This is a genomic window from Amycolatopsis suaedae (assembly GCF_004214935.1).
Taxonomy (GTDB): Bacteria; Actinomycetota; Actinomycetes; order Mycobacteriales; family Pseudonocardiaceae; genus Amycolatopsis; species Amycolatopsis suaedae.
This window is the reverse complement of the sequence record NZ_SFCC01000005.1, coordinates 174,971-199,351: the sequence shown is the minus strand read 5'-3', so window position 1 is coordinate 199,351 and position 24,381 is coordinate 174,971. Positions and strand designations below refer to the sequence as shown.

Annotated in this window: 22 protein-coding genes; 17 read left to right on the top strand and 5 right to left on the bottom strand. The window is 71.7% G+C overall.

The window, feature by feature from the left end; genetic code table 11:
• Window positions 1–1,815 (top strand): amylo-alpha-1,6-glucosidase, encoded by a 1,815-nt coding sequence (locus EWH70_RS11770; protein ID WP_130475358.1) that lies wholly within the window; start codon window positions 1–3, stop codon window positions 1,813–1,815.
• A gap of 78 nt (window positions 1,816–1,893) precedes the next feature.
• Window positions 1,894–3,360 carry a glycoside hydrolase family 76 protein gene (locus EWH70_RS11765; protein WP_240686939.1) on the top strand — a complete coding sequence of 489 codons (1,467 nt, stop codon included), beginning with the start codon at window positions 1,894–1,896 and terminating at the stop codon, window positions 3,358–3,360.
• A gap of 95 nt (window positions 3,361–3,455) precedes the next feature.
• On the opposite strand, the gene EWH70_RS11760 is transcribed toward EWH70_RS11765, so the two are convergent.
• Complete coding sequence (locus EWH70_RS11760) at window positions 3,456–4,412, bottom strand: threonine ammonia-lyase (RefSeq protein WP_130475357.1); 957 nt, start codon at window positions 4,410–4,412, stop codon at window positions 3,456–3,458.
• 78 nt (window positions 4,413–4,490) lie between these two features.
• On the opposite strand from EWH70_RS11760, the gene EWH70_RS11755 reads away from it, so the two are divergent.
• From EWH70_RS11755 to EWH70_RS11715, 10 genes are all read left to right on the top strand, one after another.
• The gene (locus EWH70_RS11755) at window positions 4,491–5,531 is read left to right on the top strand and encodes a FecCD family ABC transporter permease (protein WP_130475356.1); all 1,041 of its coding nucleotides are present in this window, start codon (window positions 4,491–4,493) and stop codon (window positions 5,529–5,531) included.
• Window positions 5,531–6,319, top strand: coding sequence for an ABC transporter ATP-binding protein (locus EWH70_RS11750; protein WP_130475355.1), 789 nt, complete (start codon window positions 5,531–5,533; stop codon window positions 6,317–6,319). The genes EWH70_RS11755 and EWH70_RS11750 overlap by 1 nt, the downstream gene beginning before the upstream one ends.
• Window positions 6,316–7,278 carry an ABC transporter substrate-binding protein gene (locus EWH70_RS11745; protein WP_130475354.1) on the top strand — a complete coding sequence of 321 codons (963 nt, stop codon included), beginning with the start codon at window positions 6,316–6,318 and terminating at the stop codon, window positions 7,276–7,278. Before EWH70_RS11750 ends, EWH70_RS11745 begins: the two co-directional genes overlap by 4 nt.
• Before the next feature lie 207 nt (window positions 7,279–7,485).
• Window positions 7,486–8,670, top strand: coding sequence for a glycoside hydrolase family 64 protein (locus tag EWH70_RS11740; protein WP_130475353.1), 1,185 nt, complete (start codon window positions 7,486–7,488; stop codon window positions 8,668–8,670).
• A gap of 320 nt (window positions 8,671–8,990) precedes the next feature.
• Window positions 8,991–11,429 (top strand): LamG-like jellyroll fold domain-containing protein, encoded by a 2,439-nt coding sequence (locus EWH70_RS11735; protein WP_130475352.1) that lies wholly within the window; start codon window positions 8,991–8,993, stop codon window positions 11,427–11,429.
• 25 nt (window positions 11,430–11,454) lie between these two features.
• Window positions 11,455–12,534, top strand: coding sequence for an ABC transporter substrate-binding protein (locus EWH70_RS11730; protein WP_130475351.1), 1,080 nt, complete (start codon window positions 11,455–11,457; stop codon window positions 12,532–12,534).
• Window positions 12,524–14,053: a sugar ABC transporter ATP-binding protein gene (locus EWH70_RS11725; protein WP_130475350.1), complete on the top strand. Its 1,530-nt coding sequence runs from the start codon at window positions 12,524–12,526 to the stop codon at window positions 14,051–14,053. The genes EWH70_RS11730 and EWH70_RS11725 overlap by 11 nt, the downstream gene beginning before the upstream one ends.
• The gene (locus EWH70_RS11720) at window positions 14,046–15,038 is read left to right on the top strand and encodes an ABC transporter permease (RefSeq protein WP_130475349.1); all 993 of its coding nucleotides are present in this window, start codon (window positions 14,046–14,048) and stop codon (window positions 15,036–15,038) included. Before EWH70_RS11725 ends, EWH70_RS11720 begins: the two co-directional genes overlap by 8 nt.
• Window positions 15,035–15,238: a hypothetical protein gene (locus EWH70_RS36150; RefSeq protein ID WP_240686938.1), complete on the top strand. Its 204-nt coding sequence runs from the start codon at window positions 15,035–15,037 to the stop codon at window positions 15,236–15,238. Before EWH70_RS11720 ends, EWH70_RS36150 begins: the two co-directional genes overlap by 4 nt.
• Window positions 15,235–16,020, top strand: a complete 786-nt coding sequence (locus tag EWH70_RS11715) for an ABC transporter permease (protein ID WP_240686937.1) — start codon at window positions 15,235–15,237, stop codon at window positions 16,018–16,020. Before EWH70_RS36150 ends, EWH70_RS11715 begins: the two co-directional genes overlap by 4 nt.
• A 50-nt stretch (window positions 16,021–16,070) precedes the next feature.
• Here the strand turns inward: EWH70_RS11715 and EWH70_RS36145 are convergent, their stop codons facing one another.
• On the bottom strand, window positions 16,071–16,580 hold the full coding sequence (locus tag EWH70_RS36145; protein WP_240686936.1) for an Asp23/Gls24 family envelope stress response protein: 510 nt from the start codon (window positions 16,578–16,580) through the stop codon (window positions 16,071–16,073).
• Between the two features lie 247 nt (window positions 16,581–16,827).
• On the opposite strand from EWH70_RS36145, the gene EWH70_RS11705 reads away from it, so the two are divergent.
• Entirely contained in the window at window positions 16,828–18,738 is a 1,911-nt protein-coding gene (locus EWH70_RS11705) for an ABC transporter ATP-binding protein (protein ID WP_130475347.1), read from the top strand.
• On the opposite strand, the gene EWH70_RS11700 is transcribed toward EWH70_RS11705, so the two are convergent.
• Window positions 18,735–19,409 carry a TetR/AcrR family transcriptional regulator gene (locus tag EWH70_RS11700; RefSeq protein WP_130475346.1) on the bottom strand — a complete coding sequence of 225 codons (675 nt, stop codon included), beginning with the start codon at window positions 19,407–19,409 and terminating at the stop codon, window positions 18,735–18,737. The two genes, EWH70_RS11705 and EWH70_RS11700, sit on opposite strands and share 4 nt — an antisense overlap.
• A 68-nt stretch (window positions 19,410–19,477) precedes the next feature.
• On the opposite strand from EWH70_RS11700, the gene EWH70_RS11695 reads away from it, so the two are divergent.
• From EWH70_RS11695 to EWH70_RS11685, 3 genes are read left to right on the top strand one after another with little or no spacing between them, the layout of a single operon-like run.
• Window positions 19,478–20,284 (top strand): thioesterase family protein, encoded by an 807-nt coding sequence (locus tag EWH70_RS11695; protein WP_130475345.1) that lies wholly within the window; start codon window positions 19,478–19,480, stop codon window positions 20,282–20,284.
• Between the two features lie 44 nt (window positions 20,285–20,328).
• Window positions 20,329–20,895, top strand: coding sequence for a hypothetical protein (locus EWH70_RS11690; RefSeq protein WP_130475344.1), 567 nt, complete (start codon window positions 20,329–20,331; stop codon window positions 20,893–20,895).
• The gene (locus EWH70_RS11685; RefSeq protein ID WP_130475343.1) at window positions 20,892–21,482 is read left to right on the top strand and encodes a DUF6239 family natural product biosynthesis protein; all 591 of its coding nucleotides are present in this window, start codon (window positions 20,892–20,894) and stop codon (window positions 21,480–21,482) included. The genes EWH70_RS11690 and EWH70_RS11685 overlap by 4 nt, the downstream gene beginning before the upstream one ends.
• On the opposite strand, the gene EWH70_RS11680 is transcribed toward EWH70_RS11685, so the two are convergent.
• Window positions 21,466–22,599: a C45 family autoproteolytic acyltransferase/hydrolase gene (locus tag EWH70_RS11680; protein ID WP_130475342.1), complete on the bottom strand. Its 1,134-nt coding sequence runs from the start codon at window positions 22,597–22,599 to the stop codon at window positions 21,466–21,468. The genes EWH70_RS11685 and EWH70_RS11680 overlap by 17 nt on opposite strands.
• Window positions 22,600–22,691: 92 nt before the next feature.
• Here EWH70_RS11680 and EWH70_RS11675 point away from each other — a divergent pair, with 92 nt between their 5' ends.
• Window positions 22,692–23,597: a TetR/AcrR family transcriptional regulator C-terminal domain-containing protein gene (locus tag EWH70_RS11675; RefSeq protein ID WP_130475341.1), complete on the top strand. Its 906-nt coding sequence runs from the start codon at window positions 22,692–22,694 to the stop codon at window positions 23,595–23,597.
• Here EWH70_RS11675 and EWH70_RS11670 read toward each other — a convergent pair.
• A complete protein-coding gene (locus EWH70_RS11670) occupies window positions 23,569–24,318 on the bottom strand; it encodes an NAD(P)H-dependent oxidoreductase (RefSeq protein ID WP_130475340.1) in 750 nt (249 codons plus the stop codon). The two genes, EWH70_RS11675 and EWH70_RS11670, sit on opposite strands and share 29 nt — an antisense overlap.
• Between the last annotated feature and the right edge of the window lie 63 nt (window positions 24,319–24,381).

Sequence of the window (24,381 nt, the reverse complement as noted above, 5' to 3'; positions counted from 1 at the left end):
GTGCTCGTCGCGGGGACCACGTTCCTGGTGACCGACGACGCCGGGGACGTCCCGCCGGGGTCGGGCGAGGGCCTGTTCGTCGCCGACACCCGGCACCTGGCCACCTGGGAGCTGCGGGTGGACGGCAGGCGGCTGCGGCCGCTCACGGTGACCCGGACGGCCGTGTCGGCGGAAACCGTGCTGGCCCCGCCCGCGCGGCGGGGTGAGCCGCCGCCGTACGTGCTGGTCCGCACCCAGGCCCTCGACGCGTCCGGCCTGGCCGAGCGGCTGCGGATACGCAACCTGCGTGCCGAGGCCGCGGTGGTGGAGATCCGCTACGAGGTCTCCGCCGACTTCGCCGACCAGTTCGAGCTGCGGGGCTCGGCCGAGTACGCCAAGCCCGGCGCCGTGCGGCAGACCGCCGTCGAGGACGGGTCGCTGGTGTTGCGGTACCGGCGGGAGTCCTACGCGAAGCGGACCGTCGTGACGCCGGGCGGGCCGGGCCGCTGCGATCGCCGCGGCGTGCTGTGGCAGGCCGAGCTGGAGCCGCACGAGCAGGCCGAGCTGACCGTGCGGGTGTCGGCGGGCGGCGCCGCGGCGGACGTGGACGCCGTGGTGGCTGCACGGCAGGCGGACCTGGACCGCGTGGTCGCCGGCTTCGCGCTGCCCGCCATCGACGACCCGGTACTGCGCCGCGCGGTCCACAGTGGACTCGACGACCTGGCGACGCTGATGATCCCCGCCGGGCGGGAACAGGTGCCCGGGGCGGGCGCGCCGTGGTTCCTGACGTTGTTCGGCAGGGACAGCCTGATCACGGCACTGGCCGCGCTGCCGTGCAACCGGGACCTGGCCGCCGGTGTCCTGCGGGCGCTGGCCGCCTGCCAGGGCACCCGGGTGGACCCGGCGCGCTGCGAGGAGCCGGGGCGGATCGTGCACGAGGTCCGTGCCGGGGAGCTGAGCCGGTTCGGCCAGGTGCCGTTCGAGCGGTTCTACGGAACCGTCGACGCGACCCCGCTGTTCCTGATCCTGCTGGGCGAATGCGGCGACGCCGCACTGGCCGCGGAACTGGAAGCCGCTGCGCGGGCGGCGGCCGGCTGGGTGCTGCGTGGCGTGGGCGCGGGCTACCTGACCTACCGGACCGACGGGCCGGGCCTGGTCCACCACTGCTGGAAGGACTCGGCGGACTCGATCGTGTTCGCCTCCGGTGAGCCGGCCGAGGGCCCGATCGCCGTCGCCGAGGCGCAGGGCTACGCCTACCGGGGCCTGCGGGCCGTCGCGAAGGTGGCCAGGGACGTCTGGCGGGACCGGGCCTACGCCGATGAGCTGACCGGGTACGCCGAAGACCTGCGAGACCGGTTCGCCGAGGACTTCTGGTTGCCGGAGCGGGACTTCCCGGCGCTCGCGCTGGACGGTGCGGGCCGCCGCGTCGACCTGCTCGCGTCGAACGCCGGGCACCTGCTGTGGAGCGGAATCCTGGACCGGCGGCAGGCCGAGGGGGTGGCCGGCCGGTTGCTGTCGCCGGAATTCTTCACCGGCTGGGGCCTGCGGACCGTGGCCGCCGGGCAGCGGCCGTACCACCCGCTGTCCTACCACCGGGGCGGGGTATGGCCGCACGACACCGCGCTGGCTGTCGCCGGGCTGACCGGGTACGGCCTGACCGGGCACGCGCAGCGGCTGGCCGGCGGGCTGCTGCGGGCCGCGGAGCACTTCGGCTTCCGGCTGCCCGAGGTTCTGGCGGGCTTCGGTGACGACGAGGTGGCGGCACCGGTGCCCTACCCGCATGCCTGCTCACCGCAGGCGTGGGCGGCCACGGCGCCGCTGTGGCTGTTGGGCTGAACGCAGCAGCGATTGTCCGGTAACGGACAGGTTTGTTTTCTGCCAACTGGTCTGGACCTACCGTGAGGTCGTGGCCCGGTGTCGGCCGCGAACCCGGCACTGGAGGTCTCGATGTGGAGATCGGTGTTGCTCGCTGCCCTGATCACGGTCGGGAGCGCGGCCCCGGCGGCAGCGCAGGAGCCGAAGGCAGCGGCGGTGATCTGCAACCGCCACTGCGAACCCCGTGATCCGGCACTCGCCCCGGACCAGCGGCAGGCGGTGACCGTCGACCTCGCCGGGCGGCGCATCGCCCTGCTGATCGACGACACCGACTCGATGGGCTGGGCCACCACCGACCGCGGCGCGGCGGGCGACGAGGTGTGGCTGGACCGGTCCTTCGACGGCGGGCAGACCTGGGCGTCGGGCAGCCGGCTGGGCGCGACCGCGGTTCCCGCCGGGCGGACCGGGTGGCGCACCATGATGTTCAACGTCGACGACTGGGCCAACCGCGGGATCGGCGCGCTGCGGGCGTGCGGGAAACCGGCGGGGCAGCAGGCGATCGCGTGCACGGCGTGGGCCCGCAGCACCTGGAACGCCTGGGACCGGCGCACCGCCGCGGCCACCGCGCTGATGCAGTTCTACGACCAGGGCACCGGCCTGTTCCGTACGACCGGCTGGTGGAACTCCGCGAACGCGCTCAACGCGGTCATCGACAACATCCGGGTGTCCGGAATGGACAGTTACCGGTACGCCGTCGCCAACACCTACGACCGCAACCGCACCGCGCACCTCGGGGAGTTCCGCAACGACTACCTCGACGACACCGGCTGGTGGGGGCTGGCCTGGATCGCCGCCTACGACCTCACCGGCGACGCCCGCTACCTGAATACCGCGCGGATCGGCGCCGACCACCTGGCCGCCTACTGGGACTCGACGTGTGGCGGGGGAGTGTGGTGGCACGTCTCGCGTAACTACAAGAACGCCGTCACCAACGAGCTGTACATTCACCTCAACGCCGCACTGCACAACCGGATGTCCGGCGACACGGTGTACCGGCAGCGCGCCGTCGCGGGCTGGCAGTGGTTCGCCGCCAGCGGCATGATCAACGGCTCCCGGCTGATCAACGACGGCCTGACCGCCGACTGCCGCAACAACGGCCAGCCTGCCTGGACCTACAACCAGGGCGTCATCCTGGACGGGCTCGTCGAGATGCACCGGGCCACCGGCGACGCCACGCTGCTCACCCGCGCCAGGGACCTCGCCGACGCCTCCACCACCGCGGAGTCGCTCAACCCCGGCGGCATCCTGCGGGAGCCGTGCGAGGGCGGCGACTGCGGTGTCGACGGCCCGAGTTTCAAAGGCATCTACACCCGTGGCCTCGGCGGCCTCAACGCGGTGTCGTCCGGCCGCTACGACGCCTACCTGCGCAGGCAGGCCGATTCGGCACACGCCCGCAGCCGCACCAGCCTGAACACCTACGGCCTGCGATGGGCGGGCCCGTTCGACCGGGCCGACGCCGCCCGCCAGCAGAGCGCGCTCGACCTGCTCAACGCCGCACCCGGCTGACCCCGGCGGGTCACAACGCCCCAAAGCACGTGAAGGCCACCTTCACCACGTCTCACGTAATGAAGGTGGCCTTCACGTGCTTGGACGCCTGCCGGTCACGAGCCGGCGAGCACGTCCGCCAGGAGCGGCAGCGCGATGTTGCCGCCGGACACCACCGCCACCACGGTGCCGGACGGCTCGACCTTGCCGGCCAGGACCGCCGCGGCGGCCGCGGCGCCCGCACCCTCGGCGAGCACGTTGCGGGCGCCGGCCAGGTACCGCAGGCCGGTACGCAGCTCGTCCTCGGTCACGGTGATCAGCTCGACGCCCAGCTCGGCGAGGATCGGCACGGTGACGCTGCCGGGCTCGATGCCGCCGGCGAGCCCGTCGGCGATCGTGTCGCCGATCTCGACGTCGACCACCGTCCCGGCGGCGACCGAGGCCGAGGTCGCGGTGGACGCGGCGGCCTCGACGCCGACCACGCGGACGTCGTCGCGGCCCGCGGCCCACAACGCCAGGCCCGAGGCCATGCCGCCGCCACCGACGCCGCACACGACCGTCAGCGGGCCGTCGACCTGGGTGTCCAGCTCGCGGCCGATGGTGGCCTGGCCCGCGATGACGTGGGTGTCGTTGTAGGCCGACACGTAGCGGGCGCCGCGGGCGGCCAGGTCCAGCGCGTGTGCTTCCGCGTCGTCGTAGGACGTGCCGGCCTGCACGAGGTCGATGCCGTACGCGCGGATGGCCTCGACCTTCGCCGGTGACGCCGTCGTCGCGGTCACCACGGTGGCGCGGCGGCCCAGCGCCGTGGCGGCGTGGGCGATGCCGAGCGCGTGGTTGCCGGCCGACGCGGTGACCACCTCGGTGTCCGGGTCGAGCGCGGCCAGGGCGGCCAGCGCGCCCCGCACCTTGAACGCCCCGGTGGGCTGGAGGTTCTCCAGCTTCAGCGTCATCGCGGGGGTGCCGGGCGGGTGGACGGTGCTGACCGGGGTGGGCCGCAGGTGCTTGCCCACCACTTCCCACGCCTGTTCGAGATCGGCCGGACCGGGACGGTCGACAACGCGAGGCTCAGCCATGACCGGAGCCTACCGCCCTGTGCTAGCGTTCGTTCTCGAAAACGACATTCAATTACATTAGTGGAGCCGGTCCCCGCCATGAGCACGTCCCTGACACAGCGCAGAACCGCTGTGCCGGTAACGGTCCTGCTGGTCGTGTTGCTGGCCGCCGTGGTGCTCGCCATCGGGCTCGGCCCGGCGCCGGTCGCGCCCGCCGACACCGCGCGGTACCTGTGGGCCGCGCTGACCGGCGGCCGGATCCCCGCGTCCGAGCTGAGCCAGTACCAGATCATCTGGCAGGTCCGCACCCCGCGGGTCCTGCTGGCCGCGCTGGTCGGCGCGGCACTGAGCCTCGTCGGGGTGGCGATCCAGGCCATGGTGCGCAACGCGCTGGCCGACCCGTTCGTGCTCGGCATCTCCTCGGGTGCCTCGGTCGGCGCGGTCACGGTGAGCGTGTCCGGCGGGCTGGCGGCGTTCGGCGTGCACGCGGTGTCGGCGGGGGCCTTCCTCGGCGCGCTGGGCGCGTCGGCACTGGTGTACGCCGTGTCCGGGTCGGCCAGCCCGTTGCGCCTGGTGCTCACCGGCGTCGCGCTGGCGCTGGGATTCCAGGCGGTGCTGAGCGTGATCATCTACCTGGTGCCCGACGGCGAGGCCACCGCGACGGTCCTGTACTGGACGATGGGTGGCGTCGGCGGGGCGACCTGGGGCTCGCTGCCGGTGCTCGCGGTGGTGTTCGTCCTCGCCTACGGACTGCTGCACCGGCGGTCGCGGAGCCTGGACGTGCTCTCCCTCGGCGACGAGACGGCGGCCGGGCTCGGCGTCGACGGCGTGGTGCTGCGCCGGATCCTCTACGTGCTGACCGCGGTGCTGACCGGCGCGGCGGTCGCGGTCAGCGGTGCGGTCGGGTTCGTCGGGCTGGTGATCCCGCACCTGGTGCGGCTGCTGGCCGGGTCGGGACACGCCAGGGTGCTGGCGATCGCGCCGCCGCTGGGCGCGGTGTTCCTGGTGTGTGCCGACCTGGTGTCGCGCACCCTGGTGGCACCGAGGGAACTGCCGCTCGGGGTGGTCACCGCGCTGGTCGGCGTGCCCGTGTTCGTGTTCCTGCTGCGCCGCCGCGGATACCTGTTCGGAGGCCGGTGATGGACTTGCGGCTGGACCGGCTCACGGTCGAACTCGGTGGCAGGCGGATCCTGCGTGAGCTGAGCCTGGACGTCCCGTCCGGCCGGGTGGTGGGACTGGTGGGGCCCAACGGTTCCGGCAAGTCGACCGCCCTGCGCTGCGTGTACCGCGCGCTGCGGCCCGCCGGGGGAGCGGTGTGGCTGGGCGACACCGAACTGTCGGCACTGCGGCTGCGGGACGCCGCGCGGTCGGTCGCGGCCGTAGCCCAGGAGAACGGCTCCGGCCTGGACTTCACCGTCGCGGAGATGGTGGCGCTGGGCCGGACCCCGCACCTGCGCGGCAACCAGCCGCTCGGCGAGCGCGACCGCGAACTGTGCGCGGACGCCATGGCGCGGATGGACGTGGCCCACCTGGCCGGCCGGGGTGTGCTCACCCTGTCCGGCGGCGAGCGGCAGCGGGTGCTCGTCGCCAGGGCGCTGGCGCAGGAGCCGTCGGTGCTGGTGCTCGACGAACCCACCAACCATCTCGACGTCCACCACCAGCTGGGCCTGCTCGGCCTGCTGCGCCGGACCGGGCTGACCGTGCTGGTGGTGCTGCACGACCTCAACCTGGCGGCCGCGGCCTGCGACCGCCTCGGCGTGCTGTCCGGCGGTGCGCTGGTCACCGTCGGCAGCCCGCGTGAGGTGCTGACCACCGACCTGGTGCGGGAGGTGTTCGGCGTGGCCGCGTCCGTCGTCGAGCATCCGGAAACCGGTGTCCCGCAACTGCTCTACACCCTTCCCGAGACCCTGGAGGCGAAGACCCGATGAGACGTGCGATCGCGCTGGCGGCGGTGCTGGTGCTGGGCGGCTGCGGTGCCACGGTGGAGCCCGGCGCGCAGGACGGCGCCGTCACCGTGCAGCGCTGTGGCGAGCAGGTCCGTTACACCACACCGAAACGTGCGGTGGCCTACGAGGCGGGCAGCGCGGACAAGCTGTTCGCGCTGGGCCTGACCGACCACGTGCACGGCTACGTCATGCCGCCGGCCAACCCGCCGGTCGAACGGTCGCCGTACGCCGCGGAGTACCGCAAGATCACCTTCCTCGGCGACGACCTGCTCAACCGCGAGCAGGTCGTCCAGGCCAAGGCGGACCTGGTGGTCGCGGGCTGGAACTCCGGGTTCAGCGACCAGCGCGGGATCACCCCGGCGATCCTGGACGGGCTGGGTATCCAGAGCTTCATGCACACCGAGTCCTGCTTCAACTACCCCGGCTTCCCGGAACGTCAGGCACCGTTCGACGCCCTCTACACCGACCTGCAGCGCCTCGGCGCGATCTTCGGTGTCCCCGAGCGGGCGGCGCAGGTGGTGGCCGGGCTACGCGGCCGGGTCGACGCGGTGCGGGCCCGCGCGCCGAAGGACCGGGCCGTGCCGGTGTTCCTCTACGACTCGGGCACCGACCAGGCCGCGACGGCGGGCAACCAGGTGCCGCCCAACGACATCATCTCCTTCGCCGGTGGCCGCAACATCTTCGCCGGGCTGGACGCCCGGTGGACGAAGGTCGGCTGGGAGCCGGTGGTGCGGGCGCAGCCGGAGGTGATCGTCATCCTCGACTACGGCGACAAGCCGGCCGCGGAGAAGATCAAGTTCCTGAAGGAGTCGCCGACGACGGCGAGCCTGCCCGCGGTCGTCGGCAACCGGTTCTTCGTCCTGGACTACAACGAGGGCATCAGCGGTCCCCGGGTGGTGGACGGCCTGGAGCGGTTCGCCGAGTACCTGCGTTCGCTGTAGGCCAGCCGGGTGACATGGGCCGTGGAGAATTCCTTCAGACGCACCGGGCAGGCTCGCGTCAGCGCTGGTGAGCGGGGTGCGCACGAGCGTCGATCCGGTGTGCCCGGAGAACGGCTCGGGCGGGTTTGTTGTCACCGTTGACAAATTCAGTGGTCTGAACCACGCTGCGACAGCGAGCAACGGTCCCCTCAACGTCGAGGAGCAGCCATGATCTCTCGCCGTACCTTCCTCGGTGCGTCCGCCGCGGCGCTGGCAGTCCCCGCACTGGCCAGGCTGTCCGCCTCCGCCCAGACGCCCGAGACGTTCAGACTCGCCCTGGTCAACAACTCGGGTTCGAACACGGCTTTCGCCTACGTGACCGGGCTGTCCGGTGGGAAACCACTGTTCGTGCGGCCCAACGGCAGCTCGTACTACCCGCCCTCGCCGGGTGCCCCGGTGACGCCGTTGCCGGAGGACTGCTCGATTCCCCTCGGCGGGCAGGGCAGCACGACCACCGTGTCGGTGCCTCGCATGTACGGCGCGCGGATCTACGTGGTGACAGGGGAGAAGCTGAGCTTCTTCGTCAACCCCGGTCCGCACGTCGTGCACCCGAGCTTCCTCAACACCGGCGACCCGAACTTCGCCAGGAACTGGACGTTCGCGGAGTTCACGTTCAACGAGGCGGAGCTGTTCGCCAACATCAGCTATGTCGACTTCGTCGCCGCGCCGCTCGGGTTGTCGTTGCGGACGGCGTCGGGGAAGACGGAAACCGTCCCCGGCCTGCCCGCCGGCGCGCTGGGCAGCCTGGTGACGCGGCTGGAGGAGCAGGCGGGCCGCGACGGCGCGCCGTGGGGCAGCCTGGTGCAGCGGGCGGGCGGCCAGCCGCTGCGGGCGATGAGCGCGCACTACAAGGCGGGCGAGTTCGGCAACTACCTCGGCGGTTACGTCGACGAGGTGTGGAACAAGTACCGCGGCACCGACCTGAAGGTCGACACCCAGGCCAGCTTCGGTGTGCTGACCGGCAGGGTCGGCGGTGACGGCCAGCTGCGGCTGGGCAGCGAGGGTTTCGCCAAGCCCAGCACGGCCGACATCTTCAGCTGCGACAGCGGCCCGTTCTCCCTCGGCGGTGCGAGCGACCTGCGCAAGGCGCTCATTCCCCGGCTGGCCGCGGCGCTGAACCGCACGACGTTGCTGGCCAACGCCGACCAGCCCAACGGCGAGAAACCGGACCAGTTCTACCGCACGCCGGCGACCAACCACTACGCGCGGATCGTGCACGAACTGCTGCCGGACAACCGCGGGTACGCCTTCCCGTACGACGACGTGACCGCCACCGGCGGCCCGGACTTCAGCGGCGCGGTACGGGCCGGTGACCCGGACGTGCTCACCGTGACGGTCAAGTCCCTGCGCTGAGCCCCGCCCCCGCACGTGAAGGCCACCTTCATTACGTCTCACGTGGTGAAGGTGGCCTTCACGTGCCCTGACGCCAGGTCACGGAAGCTCGTCGATTTGTTTGATGTCTGAGTAATGATGGTCGGATATGTTGACAAATGTTGATTGCTTGCGTGAAATAGGTCACCGATCGAGGGTCACCCGTTCGTGCCGGCACACCCGGGCGACTGCGCTCGTGGGCGTCAGCGACCGCTGACGCCTCCCTGCCGCCCCGAGAGGTGTCGACAACGATGTCACCTGTTCGCAGATCACTACTGGCCGCCGCGTCCCTGGTGAGTGCGATGCTGCTGCTCACGACCGGTTCCCCGGCGATGGCGAGCGCGCCCGAGTGGGCGCCGAAGGAGCCACGCCTGCCGACCCCGTGGACCCACCTGGTCTCGCCGGACAACGCACTTCCCGAGTACCCCCGCCCGCAGCTGGTGCGCAAGGAATGGCGCAACCTCAACGGACTGTGGGAGTTCGCCGCCGCGACCCAGGGCGAGGCGCCGCCGGTCGGCCGTACGCTGCCGGAACGCATCCTGGTGCCCTACCCGGCCGAGTCCGACCTGTCCGGCATCGGCAGGCACGACGACCACATGTGGTACCGCCGCACGGTCAGCGTGCCGGACAACTGGCGCGACCAGCGGATCAAGCTGAACTTCGGCGCCGTCGACCACAGCGCGGTGGTCTACGTCAACGGCCGCAAGGTCGCCGAGCACTCCGGCGGCTATGGCGCGTTCTCCGCCGACATCACCGACGCCCTCAAGCCCGGCGCCGACCAGGAGGTCATCGTCGGGGTCACCGACCGTACCGACGCCGAATGGCAGGCCATCGGCAAGCAGCGCAGGGTGCCTGACCGCGGGATCTTCTACGAGAGCGCGTCGGGCATCTGGCAGACGGTGTGGATGGAGCCGGTGTCCGCCGGCCACGTCACCGAGCTGGGCATGGTGCCCGACATCGACACCTCCACGCTCGGCCTCACCGTCAAGGCCGCGGGCGACCGGGAGATGATGGCCGAGGTCGTCGTCCGCGACGGCAACCGCGTCGTCACCCGCACCCGCGGGCCGGTGAACAAGCCGATCACCGTGCGGGTGCCCAACGCCAAGCTGTGGTCGCCGGACTCGCCGCACCTGTACGACCTGGAGGTCGTCCTGCGTGACGGCGGCAAGCCGGTGGACAAGGTCAGCTCGTACTTCGGCATGCGTGAGATCGGCCAGGCCAAGGGCAAGGACGGCAAGCTCCGGCTCACGCTGAACGGCAAGATCACCTTCCTGATGTCCACTTTGGACCAGGGCTACTGGCCGGACGGCATCTACACCGCGCCGACCGACGCCGCGCTCGCGTTCGACCTCGAACAGCACAAGAAGCTCGGCTTCAACACCGTGCGCAAGCACATCAAGACCGAACCGGACCGCTGGTACTACCACGCCGACCGGCTCGGCCTCATGGTGTGGCAGGACATGCCGTCGATGGAGAACGGCAAGGAGCGGCCCCCGCACGAGGCGACCGTCAAGTGGGAGGCCGAACTGCACGAGATGATCGAGCAGAAGAAGAACTGGACCTCGGTCATCGGCTGGGTGCCGTTCAACGAGGGCTGGGGCGAGTGGTCGCGCGAGGCCACCGGCCGCATCGCCGACGACATCAAACGCCAGGACCCGACCCGGCTGGTCAACGCCCACAGCGGCGTGAACTGCTGCGACTCGCTCGGCGACTCCGGCAAGGGCGACGTGATCGACTGGCACGCCTACCACGGCCCGGCCACCCCGGTGCCGGACGAGCGCCGCTCGTCCATCGACGGCGAGCACGGCGGCTACGGCCTGGAGATCGAGGGCCACATGTGGTTCGGCGAGGGCCACGGCTACGGCGAGCTGCTGCCGGACAAGGCCGCGCTCACCCGGGCCTACGTCGCCAACCAGCGCGACGTGCTGACCGCCGCCCAGCGCTGCGGCATCGGTGGCGCCATCTACACCCAGATCACCGACGTGGAACACGAGGTCAACGGCTTCTTCACCTACGACCGGCAGGTGGCGAAGATGGACTTCGGCCAGGTCAAGGCCATCAACGAGGAGATCATCCGCAAGGCCGACGGCAGCGGGACGGGCGCACCCGACCCCGGTCCGGGTACCCCCGGCATCGACGGCGTGCACGCCTACCGGTTCGACGAGGGCAGCGGCACCACCGCCACCGACGCCGTCGGTGACGCGGACGCGCGGCTGACCAACGCCGGCTGGACCGCGGGTGTCGACGGCGGCGCCGTCACGTTCAACGGCAACGGCCAGGCCGACACCGGCAAGCCGCTGCTGAACACCGGCAGCAGCTACAGCGTGTCGGCGTGGGCGAAGCTGGACGTCGCCGACGGCGGCTTCCAGACCGTCGTCAGCCAGGACTCCAGCAGCAACAGCGCGTTCTTCCTGCAGTACTCCGGTCAGGACCAGCGCTGGGCGATGAGCTTCGTCGGGCTGCGGGCGATCTCGCCGGAGAAGCCGGAGCCGGGCCGCTGGTACCACCTGACCGGCGTGCGGGACGCCAAGGCGGGCACCGTGTCGCTCTACGTCGACGGCCGCAAGGTCGACACGCGCAGCTCGTGCGTCGCCGACTCGTCGAACGGCCCGACCGTGATCGGCCGCGCGCAGTACGGCGGCAACCAGGTCGACCACCTCCGCGGCGCGGTCGACGACGTCCGGCTGTTCGACCGGGCGCTGACCGACCACGAGGTCGCCACCCTGGCCACCCGGCCGTAGTTCTTGCGAGCAAGGAGAAACGCACATGACAACAGCGAAGAGACGGGCGCTGGCCGGCCTGGCCATCGCCGGGCTGGCCCTGGCCGCCTGCACCAACCCCGGCGACTCCGCCGCGCCGGGCGGGCAGGCGCCCGCTCCCGGCGCGGGCGACGGCCAGGTGGTCAAGCAGGACCCGCAGCCCGCCGGTGAGGGCTGCACCCTGCAGAAGTACGGCGCCCAGAAGTTCGACCTGAAGGGCGCGACGGTCGGGTTCTCCCAGTCCGAACCGGACACGGCGGCGTTCCGCGCGGCGGAGACCGCCTCGCTGCAGGCCGCGGCCAAGGAGCAGGGCGTCAACCTGCTGGTGACCAACGCCAACAACGAGCTGCCCAAGCAGATCGCCGATATCCAGGATCTGCTGGCCAAGAACGTCAAGTTCCTGATCGTGGCGCCGGTGAACTCCGACGGCCTCGACCCGGCGCTGGCCGCGGCCAAGGCCAAGGGCGTGCCGGTGCTGACCATCGACCGGAAGGTGACCAACCAGCACTGCGTCGACTACGTCGCCTTCCTCGGCTCGGACTTCAAGGACCAGGGCAGGCGGGCCGCCGACGCGCTGGCCAAGGCCACCGGCGGCACCGCGAAGGTGGCCGTGCTGCTGGGGTCGTCGGGCAACAACGTGACCGACGACCGCAACTCCGGCTTCAAGGAGCAGGTCAAGGCCAAGCATCCCGGGCTGGAGATCGTCGCCGAGCAGACCGGCAACTTCGCCAGGGAACGCGGTCAGGCCGTCGCCGAGCAGCTGATCCAGGCCAACCCCGGGATTACCGCCATCTACGCGCACAACGACGAGATGGCGCTGGGCGCGGTCACCGCGGTACAGGCGGCCGGCAAGCGCCCCGGTGAGGACATCAAGATCGTCTCCATCGACGGCACCCGCAACGCCGTGCAGGCCATCGTCGACGGCAAGATCAACGCCGTCATCGAGTCGAACCCGCGGTTCGGCCCGCTGTCGTTCCAGACGGCGCAGAAGTTCCTGAACGGCGAGCCGATCCCGGCCAACGTCATCATCGAGGACGACGAGTACAACCGGGACAACGCGGCACAGAACCTCGCCAATGCGTTCTGAGCAAGCCGTGCTGCGCACGGAGGGCGTCACCAAGTCGTTCGGCGGGGTGCACGCCCTCCGGGGCGTGGACTTCTCCCTCGCACCAGGGGAGATCCACGCGCTGGTCGGAGAGAACGGCGCGGGCAAGTCCACGCTGATCAAGGTGCTCACCGGGGTGCACCGGCCCGACGGCGGCCAGGTGTTCTTCGCCGGGCGGGCGGTGGACTTCCCCCGCCCGGCGGCGGCCCAGCAGGCCGGGATCTCCACGATCTACCAGGAGGTCAACCTGGTGCCGCTGCTGTCGGTGGCACGCAACATTTTCCTGGGCAGGGAGCCCCGCGGGCGGTTCGGGCTGATCGACGTGCCCGCGATGAACCGCCGGGCCGCCGAGCTGACCGGCTCGCTCGGGCTCGACCTGGACGTCACCGCCGAGCTGGGCACGCTCGGCCTCGGCGTCCAGCAGATGGTCGCGCTGGCGCGGGCCATGTCGGTGGACAGCCGCGTGGTGATCATGGACGAGCCGACGTCGTCGCTGGAGGCCAGGGAGGTCGCCACCCTGTTCGAGGTGGCCAGGACCCTGCGTGACCGTGGCGTCGGGCTGGTGTTCGTGTCGCACCGCCTGGAGGAACTGTGGGAACTGTGCGACAACGTCACGATCCTGCGTGACGGCAGGCGCGTGCACACCGGCCCGATGGCCGGGCTCGGCCGGGTCGAGCTGGTGGCACACATGCTCGGCCGCGAGATCGGCGAGGTCGAGCGGGACGGTGCCACCGAGTTCGGCGACACGCACAAGCGGTCCGGTGAGCCGGTGCTGTCGGTGTCCGGGCTGTCGGTACGGCACCGGCTGGACGGCGTCGGGCTGACGGTGCGGCCCGGTGAGGTGGTCGGGCTCGGCGGGCTGCTCGGCTCGGGACGCAGCGAGACGGTCAAGGCCGTCTACGGTGTGCTGCCCGCGCAGGCCGGGTCGGTGACCGTGGGTGGCACGCGGGTGCGGACAGGATCGGTCCGGCACGCGCTGGCCGCCGGGGTGGCGCTGCTGTCGGAGGACCGCAAGGGCGAGGGCATCATCCCGGACCTGTCGGTGCGGGAGAACATCGCGCTGGCCGTGCTGCCCCGGTTCGCCCGCGCCGGGCTGGTGTCCGGACGGCGGATCGACGCCCTGGTGGAGACGTTCATGACCCGGCTGCGGATCAAGGCGTCCAGTCCGGCGCAGAAGGTCCGCGAGCTGTCCGGCGGCAACCAGCAGAAGGTGCTGCTGGCCCGCTGGCTGTGCACTGAGCCGAAGGTGTTCCTGCTCGACGAGCCGACGCGGGGCATCGACATCGGTGCGAAGGCCGAGGTGCAGGCGCTGATCGACGAGCTGGCTGAGCAGGGGCTGGCGGTCGTGCTGATCTCCAGCGAGATGGACGAGCTGGTCGAGGGCGCGGACCGGATCGTGGTGCTGCGCAGCGGGTCCGTGCAGGAGGAACTGGCCGCGGACCGGCTGACCAGCGCGCGGCTGCTGGCGGCGCTCGCGGGCGGGGGTACGAAGGATGAGTGAGCAGGTGGTCGTTCCCGAGCGGGTGGAACCGCCCGAACCCGTGCCACCCCGGACGCGCCGGTTGGACGGCGACTGGGTGCGGCGCAACGGTGTCTACGTCGCGCTGGCGTTGCTGGTGCTGGTCAACGTGTTCGTCACCGACAACTTCCTCACCCCGGACACGCTGCGGCTGCAGCTGATCCAGGTCGCGCCGGTGCTCGTCGTGGCGCTGGGCATGGCGCTGGTGATCGGCACCAAGGGCATCGACCTGTCGGTCGGCGCCGTGATGGCACTGGCCGCGGCGCTCATCCCGCTCTACATCGGCTACGGCACGGTCGCCGCGGTGCTGATCGGGATGCTGGCCGGGGTGGTCACCGGGCTGATCGCCGGGTTCCTGGTGGCGAAGGTCGGTGTGCAGCCGATCATCGCCACGCTCGGCATCATGGTCGCCGGGCGCGGGCTGGCCAACGTGTTCGGCGGGGAGATCAAGAGCATCCGCGACCCCGGCATCGTCGAACTCGGCTCCGGCTCGGTGCTCGGTGTTCCGTACGTGGTGCTGATCGCCGCGGTGATCGCGCTGGCGAGCTGGTTCGCCGTGCGGCGCACGACCTACGGCAGGCAGCTGGTGGCCATCGGCGGCAACCGGAAGGCCGCCGAGCTGGCCGGCCTGCCGGTCGGCCGGGTGCTGGTCACCACGTATGTCCTCTGTGGACTGCTGGCGGCGCTGGCCGGGGTGCTGATGGCGGCCCGGTCGCAGGCCAGCGACCCGACCAAGCTCGGGCTGCTGGTCGAGCTGTCCGCGATCACCGCCGTGGTGATCGGCGGGACCCCGCTGTCCGGCGGGCAGGTGCGGGTCGCGGGCACGATCGCCGGCGCGCTGCTGATGCAGCTGATCACGGCGACGCTGATCTTCCACAACATCCCCGACTCGACCGCGCAGGTCGCGCAGGCGGTGATCGTCGTGGCGGCGGTGTACGTGCAGCTGGGCAAGGGGAGGCGGACGTGACGACCTCGACCGTGAGCACACCGGCGGGGCAGGTCGCCAGGGTCCGGCTCGCCCGCAGCGTGCAGCGGCAGGGCGCGCTGGTGATCCTGGTGCTGGCCGTGGTCGGGTCGACGTTCGCGTTCGACTCGTTCGGCACCGCGGCCAACCTGACCAACATCGCGTTGCAGGCGTCGTTCCTCGCCGTGGTGGCGCTGGCATGACGTTCGTGATCATGACCGGCGGCATCGACCTGTCCGTCGGGTCGGTGTTCGCGCTGGGCGGTGTGCTGGCCGCGTGGGGTTCGCAGTACGGGCCGCTGGTGGCGGTGCTGCTGCCGCTGGGCGTGTGCGGTCTGATCGGGCTGGTGCAGGGCCTGGTGATCGCGCGCGGCGGGCTGCCGCCGTTCATCGTCACCCTGGCCGGGCTGCTGCTCGGGCGCGGCGTGCTGCTGCTGATCACCGACGAGGGCGCGACCACCTACAAGGTGCCGCCGGACTCGGGTTTCCGTGAGCTGGCGCAGGGCAGCCTGTTCGGGATCGGCTACCCGATCTGGCTGGTGGTGATCGCGTTCGCGCTCGGCGCGCTGGTGCTGCACCGCACGTCCTACGGGTCGACGGTGCTCGCCATCGGCGGTCAGGAGGACGCGGCCGACCTGATGGGTCTCCCGGTGGTGCGCACGAAGGTGATTACCTACCTGGTGTCCGGGCTGCTGGCCGGGCTGGGCGGGTTGCTGATCGCGTCGTACACCTCGTCCGGCGTGACCGTGCTCGGCGTTGGCATGGAGCTGGAGGTCATCTCGGCGGTCGTGCTGGGCGGCACGCTACTCACCGGCGGCGCCGGAACGGTGCTGGGGACGCTGGTCGGCGTCCTGCTGCTGCAGGTGATCAAGAACGTGATCAACCAGGTGGGCTCGCTGAACTCGAACTGGCAGGCGGTGGTCAGCGGCGGCATCCTGCTCGTCGTGGTGACGTTGCAGCGCTGGTTGTCCCGCGAGAGCGCATGAAGGCCACCTTCATCCCGTCTCGCGGGATGAAGGTGGCCTTCATGCGCCTTTCAGCCGGCCTCGGGGAAGTGGACGTCGGTGACGCGGACGTCCACGGTCTCGACGTCCAGGCCGAGGTACTTCTCGACGGCGTCGATCACGTCGACGCGGACCTGCTCGGCCAGCGTCTTCACCACGTGCCCGAACTCGACCACGACGGCCACGGTGATCCGGGCGACGTCGCCCTCGACGGTGACCGAGGTGCCCTCGTCGCCGACGCCGTGCACACCGTCGGCCTTGCCGGTCACCATGGTCACGATCTTCGACACGACGGCGTCGTCGACCGAGGTGCCACCGCGGGTCGCCGCGGCGGGCCTGGCCTCGGCGGTCTCCTCGCCGGCCTCGGCGGTGTCCTCGTTCTCCTCCTCGTCGACCGTCTCGGCCTGGTCGGTCTCCTCCGCGACGGCGTCGTCCTCGGTGGCGTCGAAGGAGTCGTCGTAGGCGATGGGCTCGGGAGTCTCAGCGGTCTCGGGAGTCTGGGGAGTCTCGGAGCGGCCGTAGGTGCTGATGACGTCGGACATGGTGTGGTTTCCCCTTTCGGGAGCACGACGACGGATGGGGACGGCGAACGAACGGCGCCATGATAGGACCAGCTCGACGATCCTGATCACGAGGCCCATCGGAAAATGTCCTTGTATATCAACAAGTATTTCGCGACAGCATAGGGCCGCAGCGGCCCGTCGCACCCCGTCGGTCGCCGACCCGTTGCGGCCTGTTCCCCGGGAGTTCAGCCGGGAACTGTCGGTGCCCTGCGGTAGTAGTGGGGGAATGACAGCGCAACCGTTGATCGGCGTGGCCGACATCGCCACGCCGCGGTGGGCGGCCGTCGACGCGAAGGTCGCCAAGGCGGGGTTCCGCAAGGCGCTGGCGAGCCTGCCCAGGGCGGTCGCGGTCGTGCTGCGGCTGGCGTGGGCGACCTCGCCGGGGCTGACCGCGCTCGCCGGCGTGGTGCACGTGGTGTCCGGCTGTGTCACCGCGTTCGGGTTGCTGGCGACCGCGGACGTGTTCACCGCGCTGCTGCAGCAGGGGCCGACGCCGGAGCGGGTCGTCGAGTCGCTGCCCGCGATCGCCGTCGTGGTCGGGTCCTACGCGTTGCGGGCGCTGCTGGACGCCGCGGTCGCCGCCGTCGAGGGCGCGCTGCGGCCGAGGGTGACCCGGGCGGCCGACGACGAGGTGACCGCGGCCGTGGTCGGCGTGGAACTGCTGGCGTTCGACGACGCGGACTTCCGCGAGCTGGCCAGGCAGGGTGCGCGGCAGGGCATCCGGTCGATCGACACCAGCCTCCGGGAGATCGCGGCCCTGGTCTCGTCCGGTATCGCGCTGATCGCCGCGCTGGTCACCGCCGCGGTGCTGAACCCGTGGCTGGCGCCGGTGCTGCTGCTGGCGGCGCTCGCCGACGGCTGGGCGTCGGCGCGGGTGGCGAAGATGAACTACCAGCACTTCCTGGACACGGTCACCCGGAACATGCGCAAGTCGGTGATCGAGGAGGCGGCCACCTACCGTGATCTGGCGCTGGAGCGGCACGCGCTGACGTTGCAGGACCGGCTGCTCGGCGAGTACCGGCGGGTGGCGGCGAGCCTGATGGACGACGACATCCGGCTGGCGCACCGCAGCAACCTGGTGCGGCTGGCCGGGCGGGCGGCCGCGGGAGTCGGCACCGGCGCGGCCTACGTCGTGCTCGGCCTGCTGCTGTACACGCAGGCGATGGAGCTGGCGCTGGCCGGTACGGCTGTGCTGGCGATGCGGACGGCGTCGCAGTCGCTGTCGCAGACCACGCGTGCGGTCAACCTGCTCTACGAGGACTCGTTCCATCTGGACTTCTACCGCAAGCTGCTGGCGGAGGCGGCCCAGCGCAGGGCACCGTCGTCGGCGATCACGGCACCGGAGGACCCGGCGGAGATCCGGCTGCACGACGTGACGTTCAGCTATCCGGGCCAGCCCGAACCCGCGCTGACCGGGCTGAACTTCACCATCCGCCGCGGCGAGGTGGTTGCGCTGGTGGGCGAGAACGGGTCGGGGAAGACGACGCTGGGCAAGCTGATCACCGGCCTGTATCCGCCGACCGAGGGCGTGGTCACCTGGGACGGCGCGGACCTGACCACGCTGGACCGCCGTTCGGTGCACGAGCAGATCGCGGTGATCGCCCAGCATCCCGCCGAGTGGCCGATGACCGCGCGCAACAACGTCACGGTGGGCAGGGTCGACCGCGACGATCCGGAGGGCGCGGCGTGGCGGCACGCGGTCGGCCGGTCCGGTGTGGACGAGGTGATCGACGGGCTGCCCCGGGGCGAGGACACGGTGCTGTCGAAGAAGTTCAACGACGGCCAGGATCTGTCGGGCGGGCAGTGGCAGCGGATGGGCATCGCCAGGGGCATCTACCGGGACGCGGCCGTCCTGGTCGCCGACGAGCCGACCGCCGCGCTGGACGCCCGCGCGGAGGCGCGGGTGTTCGCCGCGCTGAACTCGGCCAGCCTCGACGGCGACCGCCGCCGCACCACGATCCTGGTGACGCACCGGCTGGCCAACATCCGCACGGCGGACCGGATCCTGGTGCTGGAGCGCGGGCGGCTGGTGCAGCAGGGCACGCACGACGAACTGATGGCGCGGGGCGGCGCCTACCGGGACCTGTACGAGATCCAGGCCAGGCCCTACCGCGCGGGCGAGGCCCAGGCCGTCTAGGTCCAGGCCGTGGTCAGGGAGTCCAGGCCGGCGGCCAGGTCGGCGCTGGCCGGGGTGGCTTCCCGGGGGATCCGGCTGGACAGTGCGGCGCCGAACCCGGCCATGCGGATGGCGTTGTCCACCACCGTTTCCACGTCGTCCGGCCACGGGAAGTCGGGCTGGGTGATGAGCAGCGTGACGCACCCGTGCAGGGCGGACCACATGCTCAGCGCGAGCGACTCGGCGTCGCCCCGCATCACACCGGCCCGCACGCAGGCCGCCGTCACCTCGACGACGTGCCGGAAGCAGGCGGCCACCCCGGGGGAGGGTGACGGGGACGGGCGCATCATCAGCACCCGGTACTGCACGGGGTGCTCCAGCGCGAACCGGGCATACGCCCTGCCGCAGCGGCCCAGCGCCCGCAGCGGGTCGTCGACGCCCGCGATGTACTCGCGGACCCGCCGGTCCAGCTCGCCCCAGACCCGCAGGCAGGTCGCCGACAGCAGGGCCTCCCTGCTGGGGAAGTGCCGGTACACCGACGGAGTGGTGACCCCGACCCTGGCCGCGACGGCACGCAGGGTGACGGCCTCGTCGGTGCCCGCCTCGACCAGCAGTGCCTCGGCCGCGGTGAGGACCTCCTCGCGCAGCCGGTCGCCCTCGCCGGGCCGGTAGCGGGTTCGCGTTCCTGCCATCGGACAAGGTTGACACCGTTACGTTGACAGTGTCAACCTGACGCTGTCAACGTCGAAAGGGGAGCGGCATGAGTGCGTTCGCCGCAGCCAGTGCCGTCAGCAGGACGGCTCCGGACAGCGCCGAGTTCACGGCGGAGCTCGATCCACAGTGGACGGTGGGGGACAAGCTGCACGGCGGCTACCTGCTCGCGGTCATGGCCAGGGCGGCGGGGGAGATCGCCCACCACCCGCACCTGACCGCGATCAGCGGATCGTTCGCCGTCCCGCCGCGGCCGGGCCCGGCGACCGTCGCGGTCGAACTGCTGCGGGCCGGAACGGGTGTCAGCCAGCTGCGTGCCACGCTGGTCCAGGAGGGCAAGCCCGCCGCCGAGGCGCTGATCACCCAGGGCACGCTGGACGACGCGGACTCGTGGTGGTCCTCGGTCGAGCCGATCGACATCCCGCCAGAGGAGAACTGCGTACCCGCCACGGCCGACGCCCCGGGCGCGGGCTTCCGGGTGAACCTGCTCGATGTCGTCGACCAGCGGGTCGACCCGCGGCACGCCGGGTTCGCCGTCGGTAAACCGGCGGGCGACGGCGTGATCTCCTCCTGGCAGCGGCTGGCCGACGGCTCCGACTGGGACCCGCTGAGCCTGCTCGTCGCGCTGGACCCGGTGCCGCCGGTCTCCTACGACCTCGGCATGCCGGGCTGGGCGCCCACCGTGCAGTTCACCGCGTACCTGCGGCGCCTGCCCGCGCCGGGCCCGGTCCGGGTGCGGATGTTCGCCACCGACGTCGGCGGCGGCCGGATGGACGAGACCGCCCGCGCCTGGGACAGCAAGGGCCGTCCGGTCGCCCAGGCGACCCAGCTCGCGGCGGTACGCGTGCCCCGCTGAAGAGCGCACCCATGAAGAACCCGGTGCCGTCTAGCGTGAAACGCATGATGACGACACCGGTACGGCAGGGGCGGTGGTCCGACGCGATCACCGCGCTGAACACCCGCTGGCACAAGCTGGCGCTGTACGGCTTCCTGGTGATCGTGGTGGCGCACTGGGCCGAGCACATCGCCCAGGCGATCCAGATCTACGCGCTGGGCTGGCCGGTGCCGCAGGCGCGTGGGGTGCTGGGGATTCCGTTCCCGTGGCTGGTCAGTTCGGAGTGGATGCACTACGGCTACGCCGTGGTGATGTTGTTCGGGCTGGTGGTGCTGCGGCACGGGTTCCACGGGCGGTCCGGGCGGTGGTGGCGGATCGCGATGTGGATCCAGGTGTGGCACCACTTCGAACACCTGCTGTTGTTGCTGCAGGCGCTCACCGGGTCGAACATCCTGGGCAAGCCGGCGCCGACCAGCATCATCCAGCTGGTGATCCCCCGGGTGGAGCTGCACCTGGTCTACAACGCGATCGTGTTCGTGCCGATGCTGGTCGGGATGCTGCTGCACCAGCGCCCCCGGGCCGCGGAACGCGAGCGGATGTCCTGCGCCTGTGCGCTGGCCGCCGCGCGATGATCCTGGAGATCGCGCAGGGCCACGACCATGTGGTGACCTCGCCGATCGACATCGGCCCGGCGATCCTGCGGGTCACGTTGCTGGCGGCCGTTCCGGTGGTCGCGGGTGGCGCGTTGCTCCGGGTGTTCCTGACCGGTGCCGACCGCGCCGCGACGGCCGCGGTGGCCGTGCTGGGCACCGCCGCCGTCGTCGCGGTGCTGCTGCTGGCCGACGGCCTGGACCTGCCGCAGCAGTTCGTCGTGCTGGTGCTCGCCGTGACCGGATCCACGCTGTGGGCCGCGTTCGCCGCCCCGGATCGCTTCGCCACCGCGTTGCACCGGCTGCGCCGGGCGGCGCCCTGGGTGCTGGCGCTGACGGCGGCCGCGGCACTGACCGAGTTCGGCAGGGCCTGGCTCGGCCAGTGGGACCGGGCGACGCTGACCACGCTGCTGCACACCGGCCTGTTGATCGGCCTGCCCGGGCTGTGCTGCGCCGCGTTGTGCCGGCCGCGGACGGTGCGCGGCGGCCTGGCGGTCCACGTCCCGGCCGCCACCCTGGCCACCGCCGTCACCGCGGCCGCCGCGCACGCCATCACGCTGACGCTGTGAAGACGATCTCCGGGCTGTACCGGTCGTCGGCCAGGTAGAACCGCGTCGACATGGTGCGTGTGCCCAGGTCGAACACCGACTGCCAGAGCGTGCGCACCGGGTAGGCCGCGTAGGTGTCCGCGCCGAAGGCCACCTCGTCCAGCGTGTCCCGCAGCCGGCGTGCCGAGGTCGTGGTCGCGGATTCCTTGTGCAGGCGCTGGTACCGGCCGTAGGACAGCATCGTCTCGTCGTTGTCGGCCGGCAGCCGCGCCGGGTCGGGATGCCGGTGCAGCGGGTGGTTGGTCACGCACAGCGCGCCGTCGGCGCGGATCGCGTGCTCGTGCCCGTCGCGGCCGCGTTCCCAGACGAACGCGTCACCGTGTGCGTCGGCGACCAGGTAGTGCAGCGGCATCCCGTGGTCGTACTGCTTGGCGTCCAGCAGCGCCCGCTCGGCTTCCTCGGCGGTGGCGCAGGTGTCGAGCAGGAACCGGGGCAGCTGCACGCTGGACAGGCCCACCTGCGGGGTGGTGTCGCCCGGCGGGGTGGCGTTCTCCCCGTCGGCGATCAGCAGCGCCACGGCGAGACCGTGCTCGTTGACGCCTTCCATGGCGCCGTCCAGCTCGTTCATGGTGATCAGCGTGCTGGCCGGGCCGTCGTCGGGCACGGTGGTCAGCACGTACGGCCGCGACGAGACCGGCGGCTCCGGCGTGGCGGGCTGCGGCGCGCCGGTCATGCTCGCCACCAGTGCCGACATGCTGGTGGTGAAGAAGTCGTAGTTGCGGCCCAGCAGCGTGTTCCCCTCGTCGGTGGCCGACGGCGGGTACGCGGTCGCCGAACAGCCGGAACCGGCGGGGATTCCGCCGAGTCCGTCGAGGTGTGCGCTGTCCGGTCGGGTGCCGGTGGCAGCGGCGACGCCGAGCAGGCGGGCGTGGTGCTGCGGCCAGTTGCGTTCGAACCAGCGGCGCCGGGCACCGGCCAGGACGGGCTCGGCCGGGCGCGGTTGCCAGCCGTAGCTGTCACGGGCGTGCTCGGCCAGCACGCGGCCGATCTCGGTCTGGCTGCCGCGCACGGTCAGGTGGGTGACGGTCATGAAGTCGCCGGCGCCGCCGCCCGCGACTGTCTGCTGCTGCACTGTCATGCGTACAACGTTCCCGGCGGAGCCGTTGCGAGGCAAGAAAATCAGGGGGAGTGTTCTAGTCGGCGTCGCCACTGTTCTAGTACGGTGGAGATATGGCCGAGCCGCCGTACCGCCGGATCGCCGCCGCGATCGCCGAGCAGATCCGATCCGGCAGGCTGCGTCCCGGCGACCCGGTGCCGTCGACCCGGGCGGTGACCAGGGAGTGGAACGTCGCGATGGCGACCGCGGCCAAGGCACTCGGGCTGCTGCGTCAGCAGGGCTGGGTCCGCACCAGGCCGGGGGCCGCGACGGTGGTCGCCACGCCACCGGCCGCGGCACGGGGACCGGAGGCGGTACTCGAGGTGGCACGGATCGTGCGGGCCGCGATGGACATCGCGGACGACGAGGGGATGAGCGCGCTGTCGATGCGGCGGCTGGCCGCCGACCTGGGCGTGCCGCCGACGTCGCTCTACCGGCACGTCAGCGGTCGCGAACAGCTGGTGCTGCTGATGATCCGGTCCGCCTTCGGCGCTCGGCCGCTGCCCGAGCCGGGCCCGGACGGCTGGGAGGCGAAGCTGCGGCTGGTGTGCCGGCTGCAGTGGGACCTCTACCGCGAGCACCCGTGGCTGGCCGAGCACATCTCGCTGACCCGGCCGCTGCTGGTACCCGAGGCGATGGCCCAGACCGAGTGGACGCTGCGCGCACTCGACGGTCTCGGGCTCTCGCCCGCCGAGCTGACCACCGAGGTGATCGCGTTGTCGGCGTTCGTCGGCGGGATGGCCCTGCTGGGCGGTGTCGAGGTGAAGGCACAGCGCGACACCGGGCTGACGTCGGACCAGTGGTGGGTCACCAGGGACGCCGAGCTGAACACCGTGTTGCGGGCCCACGGTTTCAGCAGGCTCGGCGAGCTGTCCGAGGAGATCGCCGGCGACCTCGACGCGGTGTTTGAGCACGGACTGGAGCGGCATCTGAGCGGGCTGCGGCAGCGGCTCAGCGGAGGTGGATGTCCGGGCCGGTGAGGCCGGGCGCCAGGTCGTCCCGCAGCACCAGGCCGGGACCGTAGTCGCCGCCGTTCTCGTGCCGGTAGGGGATCGGCTCGGTGTCCGGAATGGACAGTACGCGGTCCCGCAGGCCGGCCGCGGCGGCGCGGAAGTCCGCCGCGCTCACGCGGTCCGCGCCGGGCACCACCACCGGTGGCAGTGCCGCGATGCCGGTGTACCACAGGGTTCCGTGCAGCAGCGGGTACAGGATGTGCCGGGGGTCGCCGTGGATTCCGCGTGGCCCGAGGCCCGGTTCCCGCGCCCCGGCGCTGGTCACCACCAGCCCGCGCCGGCCGGCGAGCTTGCCGTCGCCGTAGCGGCGGCCCGGGACGCCGTAGGCGAACCCCTTGACGAAGACCCGGTCGATCCAGCCCTTGAGGATGGCCGGCGGGGCGTACCACCACAGCGGGAACTGCAGCACCAGCGTGTCCGCCCAGGCCAGCTTGTCCAGTTCGGCACGGATGTCCGGGGACAGCGTGCCGCCGGTGTAGGCGTGCTGGGACGCCGCGCTGAGCGTCGCGTCCGGCTCCGGCGGGCCGGTGAAGTCGTCGCGGTCCAGTACGGCCTTCCACTTCATCGCGTACAGGTCGGACAGCCGGTGTTCGTGGCCGGCCTCGGTCAGCGCCGCGAGGCCCTCGTCGCGCAGCGCCGCGTTCAGCGAGTGGTGGTCGGGGTGGGCGTAGACCCAGAGGACCCGCATGCCGGGCTCCTTTCGCTCGTCGGTGTCCTCCACGATGCGGGCCGACGGGTGCCGCGACGACCG

Excerpts from the sequence above, each read along its gene's own strand:
- EWH70_RS11690 (WP_130475344.1), top strand. The coding sequence starts at position 20,329 with ATGATGACGACACCGGTACGGCAGGGGCGGTGGTCCGACGCGATCACC.
- EWH70_RS11715 (WP_240686937.1), top strand. The coding sequence starts at position 15,235 with ATGACGTTCGTGATCATGACCGGCGGCATCGACCTGTCCGTCGGGTCG.
- EWH70_RS11735 (WP_130475352.1), top strand. The coding sequence starts at position 8,991 with ATGCTGCTGCTCACGACCGGTTCCCCGGCGATGGCGAGCGCGCCCGAG.
- EWH70_RS11760 (WP_130475357.1), bottom strand. The coding sequence starts at position 4,412 with ATGGCTGAGCCTCGCGTTGTCGACCGTCCCGGTCCGGCCGATCTCGAA.
- EWH70_RS11720 (WP_130475349.1), top strand. The coding sequence starts at position 14,046 with ATGAGTGAGCAGGTGGTCGTTCCCGAGCGGGTGGAACCGCCCGAACCC.
- EWH70_RS11730 (WP_130475351.1), top strand. The coding sequence starts at position 11,455 with ATGACAACAGCGAAGAGACGGGCGCTGGCCGGCCTGGCCATCGCCGGG.
- EWH70_RS11680 (WP_130475342.1), bottom strand. The coding sequence starts at position 22,599 with ATGACAGTGCAGCAGCAGACAGTCGCGGGCGGCGGCGCCGGCGACTTC.
- EWH70_RS11670 (WP_130475340.1), bottom strand. The coding sequence starts at position 24,318 with ATGCGGGTCCTCTGGGTCTACGCCCACCCCGACCACCACTCGCTGAAC.
- EWH70_RS11685 (WP_130475343.1), top strand. The coding sequence starts at position 20,892 with ATGATCCTGGAGATCGCGCAGGGCCACGACCATGTGGTGACCTCGCCG.
- EWH70_RS11705 (WP_130475347.1), top strand. The coding sequence starts at position 16,828 with ATGACAGCGCAACCGTTGATCGGCGTGGCCGACATCGCCACGCCGCGG.
- EWH70_RS11695 (WP_130475345.1), top strand. The coding sequence starts at position 19,478 with ATGAGTGCGTTCGCCGCAGCCAGTGCCGTCAGCAGGACGGCTCCGGAC.
- EWH70_RS11750 (WP_130475355.1), top strand. The coding sequence starts at position 5,531 with ATGGACTTGCGGCTGGACCGGCTCACGGTCGAACTCGGTGGCAGGCGG.
- EWH70_RS11700 (WP_130475346.1), bottom strand. The coding sequence starts at position 19,409 with ATGGCAGGAACGCGAACCCGCTACCGGCCCGGCGAGGGCGACCGGCTG.
- EWH70_RS11740 (WP_130475353.1), top strand. The coding sequence starts at position 7,486 with ATGATCTCTCGCCGTACCTTCCTCGGTGCGTCCGCCGCGGCGCTGGCA.
- EWH70_RS11755 (WP_130475356.1), top strand. The coding sequence starts at position 4,491 with ATGAGCACGTCCCTGACACAGCGCAGAACCGCTGTGCCGGTAACGGTC.
- EWH70_RS11725 (WP_130475350.1), top strand. The coding sequence starts at position 12,524 with ATGCGTTCTGAGCAAGCCGTGCTGCGCACGGAGGGCGTCACCAAGTCG.
- EWH70_RS11675 (WP_130475341.1), top strand. The coding sequence starts at position 22,692 with ATGGCCGAGCCGCCGTACCGCCGGATCGCCGCCGCGATCGCCGAGCAG.
- EWH70_RS36145 (WP_240686936.1), bottom strand. The coding sequence starts at position 16,580 with ATGTCCGACGTCATCAGCACCTACGGCCGCTCCGAGACTCCCCAGACT.
- EWH70_RS11745 (WP_130475354.1), top strand. The coding sequence starts at position 6,316 with ATGAGACGTGCGATCGCGCTGGCGGCGGTGCTGGTGCTGGGCGGCTGC.